The organism is Bacillus sp. V3-13, assembly GCF_002860165.1.
Lineage (GTDB): Bacteria > Bacillota > Bacilli > Bacillales > Cytobacillaceae > Bacillus_BJ.
In genome coordinates, this window is record NZ_PGUZ01000037.1 from 1 (window position 1) to 4,105 (window position 4,105).

At 38.0% G+C, this 4,105-nt stretch carries 5 protein-coding genes; 1 reads left to right on the top strand and 4 read right to left on the bottom strand.

Going from position 1 to position 4,105, the window contains the following annotated elements:
- The 4 genes from CU633_RS14045 to CU633_RS14060 form a co-directional block, all read right to left on the bottom strand.
- The coding region (locus CU633_RS14045; RefSeq protein WP_142383414.1) for a DDE-type integrase/transposase/recombinase at nt 1–858 on the bottom strand (858 nt) is incomplete at its 3' end.
- Nucleotides 851–1,528 carry a DUF6431 domain-containing protein gene (locus CU633_RS14050; protein WP_101661224.1) on the bottom strand — a complete coding sequence of 226 codons (678 nt, stop codon included), beginning with the start codon at nt 1,526–1,528 and terminating at the stop codon, nt 851–853. The genes CU633_RS14050 and CU633_RS14045, both read right to left, overlap by 8 nt.
- Before the next feature lie 40 nt (nt 1,529–1,568).
- The gene (locus CU633_RS14055; protein WP_101661225.1) at nt 1,569–2,093 is read right to left on the bottom strand and encodes a hypothetical protein; all 525 of its coding nucleotides are present in this window, start codon (nt 2,091–2,093) and stop codon (nt 1,569–1,571) included.
- Nucleotides 2,074–2,925 carry a TnsA endonuclease N-terminal domain-containing protein gene (locus CU633_RS14060; RefSeq protein WP_101661226.1) on the bottom strand — a complete coding sequence of 284 codons (852 nt, stop codon included), beginning with the start codon at nt 2,923–2,925 and terminating at the stop codon, nt 2,074–2,076. The genes CU633_RS14055 and CU633_RS14060 overlap by 20 nt, the downstream gene beginning before the upstream one ends.
- 132 nt (nt 2,926–3,057) lie before the next feature.
- On the opposite strand from CU633_RS14060, the gene CU633_RS14065 reads away from it, so the two are divergent.
- Entirely contained in the window at nt 3,058–4,059 is a 1,002-nt protein-coding gene (locus tag CU633_RS14065; RefSeq protein WP_101661227.1) for an SIR2 family protein, read from the top strand.
- Nucleotides 4,060–4,105 lie beyond the last annotated feature (46 nt).

Here is a 4,105-nt window from a genome sequence, read left to right on the forward strand (position 1 = left end):
AAGCGTAGTAAGCTTTCCTTGATTGATTAATAGATTGGCTTCACCTGTAAAACTCGAATCTACGAATTGGAAAAATTTCTCAATTTTTCCTTTCGACTCTGGTGAATAAGGCTTTGCGTGGATTAGCTTGGTGCCCATACGGGCACAGATTACTTTGAATTGCCTGGCGTTATAAACTGATCCATTATCACAGTAAATGATGGTCGGTTTCCCTCTCCTGATCAATGCCTCCTTGGTCACAATCCGCAATCCGTCAAACTTCTCTGACGTGAAGAATTGCGCATAAGGGACGAGCCTGGAACAATCATCGATATACGCAATAAGGAAGGTCTTCTTCCTCTTGCCTTCACTCCCCACATGAGGGCCATGCGACAGGTCTGCCTGCCACAATACATTCACCTTGTCATGGGCGAATCGCTTCCTTTCGGGCATGGCTGCCGGATTTTTGCCGGTAAGGTTGTGTTTTTTCAATAAACGGTTTATAGTAGAATACGATATTTCGTTTTTTGTTATCTCTCTATTTCCAGTCAACTGTTCGTAGAACACGCTGACTGGCATATGGGGAGATTTTTTTCTTATTTCAAGGATGTGGTCCTGGTCGTCAGGCGATAGCCTTCGTGAGTTTCCCCTGTCCGCACGCTTTTTCGGCATCAACGCTTCAAATCCGTGCCTCCTGTAATGCAGGAGCCACTCCTGCACCGTTTTTGCGGCAATTTTTCTTTCCCCATAATAAGGGATTGAGTGGAATTTGCCTTCCACTTCCTTCAAATATTCTTTTGTATCCACCTGGTCATTCAGGAGCGGGGCTATGAGCCCATATCGGAATAGAGCCACTTGTTCACGTTCTCTTTCATTCATGGAATGTTCCTCCTTCTTTTTCAGAAGGACGGCCGGCCATCCCAATAGCTATTCTACTTTCCAGGATTTTATTTGGCGATGCAAAAGTTTTGTGGGACGGTCGATATTTTTTTCCGGACCGGAATATGGTAGAATTAATTTGCCATGAATACGTTGATAAATGACCCTTTGACCTTTGCAAGAAGGTGGATTCGCCAAAATCTCGGATCATTTTCAAATATTTTATGGCTCTTTCTTTTTTATCCCCCATCACTCCCATTACATGCCCCATATCCGCAAAGAAGCTATGAATCCAATTCAATTGGCGCATGAAGCGTTTCAGATGGAATGCTGAGAGCTGGCGGCTTATCTCTTTCTCTTCCCTCAGCCCCTCCAGTCTTTCCTTTAAGTTAGTAATGACAGAAGAAAGGGAATGCTGGTAACGGGGAATGACGAAATCCGGGAGGACCGAGAATGCCTTCTTGCATTTACTGCATTTCACACGGCAGATGGCAATCCTCACTTCCTCCTTAGTCCCGGAAATGATGACATTCCTTTCAAAGAAACCATGGCGGTGAAGAAGACCTTTAGCCCCACAGTCAGGGCATTCATGGATGACTGGAAAGTCATTTTCTTTTCCTCTTTCTTTATAGGTACTAATACTGATTTTGAAATCATAGAAGATAGGCATAAAAAATCCCTCCGGCAGAATGTGCAAAACAATAGCCACATTATATCAGATGGATAAAATTTGACTGCCGGAAAAATATGAAAAAAACACCCACTTTTCTGAGGAAATAAAGTGAGTGTTTACAATAGTCGGGAAACAGGCAGTCTTTATCCATTCCTCTCTGCCAGTACTTCCTTAGGTTTTTTAAGACCGTATTTTTCGACCCGATGTTATGTTTAATCATTATTTGATCAATTAATTTGTTTCTTCGTTCTTTCATAAATATATCAGGCTTGATATTAACAATTTCTTTAATAAATCCCCATGTCTTATCTCTATGAGAAATATCATTCTCAGTGGGTTTCCTTCTCAGTATTACTCCGATGTCCATTCTAATTGCAAATTCACCACTACATACTTTTTCCTCAATAAAACTAGTTGTCATAATAAAGGGGAGGGCTTTTTTCAATCTTATATCTATGTCAATTACATAAGTAATCACATACCCGGGGTCAATCCACAAAATCCTGTAGGCCTTATTTGACTCAATATCAACAACCAGTTCGTTAACTGATAGAATTACCATAACTGCCTTTAGAACCTCCACTTCTCAGATTAAGTTCATTTAATGAAATTCCATGCGGCACGATCGGTTTATTATTCATGTCATTTGGCAAGATGTATTGTCGGGCATATAAATGCCTTAAATAGTAAATACTCGAACCATCGTCTAAATTGTACAGAGAGTCGAACTCATTGCAGCAGTCAATAAGCATTTTTTCAGGATATTTTGGTTGTCTACTGTCTAAAAAGCTCAAAAAGTACTTAGCCGTTTCTTCTTCTTTTTTATCAGGAAGATAAAAATACTCATGAATATATCTCATATTTTTAAAAAATTGTTTTGGCATAACTTTCTCATCAACGATAGTCCATTGAATTCCTTTATCCTCCCAGAACTGCCTCTCAATTTCTAGTTTTCCTAAAACGTCGGGGTCTTCAAGTTTTTCACTTGGCTTAATGGACCGAGCTATTATGTTTATATCCTTGCCGGTTCGTATGGTTACTAAAAAGTCAGTGGTCATGACGATTGGAGTTTGAGTACTTTTCTCAAAAGGATGTGGGATATGTTTCTCTGCAGCAATTTCCATGGTGTCCTGGCGATCTAGAGGGTATTGCTCTTTAATATCAATAACTTTATTGCTCCACTCCAAATAAAAGAAAAAGGAAAGTTCCAAGTCAGAGAGAAGGTCATGCTTCCTAGTTGTTTTCCAACCTCGTGGACGATGTGCTCTGCCTTCACTAGGAACGTCTTGAATAGTTAGCCACGGACGGTAATTAGCTAGATCCCCAGAGCCTCTGCCTTCTTTGTAATACTTTGCGATTTTTTCCTCTGTCCAAGTGTATCTATTTCTCGACATGCATTCACCCCCCAATTTACAACTTTTCACTTATTTAACCAAAAAGGTTTGTTTTTTTCAACTTTTTTGTAACCGTTTACCAACTTAATTCTATTTGTTGTGATATATTGAAAATAAAGGAGGGGTGGCCCAGTGTCAGAAATACAATGTTTAAATTATCTAATTGAATCTAATGAATATCCTATAATCTTTATTGGATCGGGTATATCAAAAAGGTATCTTAAAGACTATCCTGGCTGGCTAGACCTTTTAAATGAATTCTGGGAGATAATTGAACCTGAAGAAGACTTTTTTGCATTTTTAAATCAAACAAAAAATGGTTTAAAGGAAAAACTGAACGACTCCTCCTTGGATTATGAATACTTAACTTTTATAGAATTAGGAACTTATATCGAGAACCGCTATAACAAGTTATTTTTCGATTCAAAAGTTACTATTGAAGGATTTACTCAGAAGGAAGCATTTTTTTCGGGGATATCACCCTTTAAGCATGCTCTCTCAATTAGGTTTAGCGAATATGAGATAAAACAGGAGATGTATGAAGAAATTCAGTCATTTAAAAAATTGTTAAACAAAGCTCAAATTGTCCTAACAACCAATTACGATACATTTGCAGAGGATTGTACTGCGGATTATGGCACAAATAGATTAAAAAAGTATGTAGGCCAAAAAGGTTTTTTTAGAAAGTCCTCAGATTGGGGAGAAATTTTTAAGATTCACGGTTGCATATCGGAACCAGAAAGTATTGTTATATCAAGAGAAGATTATAAAAGGTTTGATAAGAATTGCGTGTTGATAAGTGCCAAAATTATCTCTTTATTAATAAGTTCACCTATTATATTTCTTGGTTACTCACTTACAGACAGAAATATCAGGAAGATTATTCGGGATTTTTCAAGTTCTCTTTCTGGTGAAGAAAAAGAGTTTATGAAAGACCGTATTATAATTGTAAACAGAAAGGAAGGTCTTGATCAAATAACTGAATTCCAACGCCAAGATGATGATCTGGAATGCACTTACACAATTATTGAAACGGATAATTTTAGCTTATTATATAATGAACTGCTTAATATTAACCAAGGTGCATACCCTTCTGAGGTGAGAAAATTCCAAGAATTAATTAGGGCTTGCTGAATGAATCAACACACAGAAGTATTTTGTGTCTTGAAGTCCCTGAATA

Coding starts and splice junctions, on each gene's coding strand:
- CU633_RS14060 (WP_101661226.1), bottom strand. CDS start 2,925: ATGTCGAGAAATAGATACACTTGGACAGAGGAAAAAATCGCAAAGTAT.
- CU633_RS14050 (WP_101661224.1), bottom strand. CDS start 1,528: ATGCCTATCTTCTATGATTTCAAAATCAGTATTAGTACCTATAAAGAA.
- CU633_RS14055 (WP_101661225.1), bottom strand. CDS start 2,093: ATGGTAATTCTATCAGTTAACGAACTGGTTGTTGATATTGAGTCAAAT.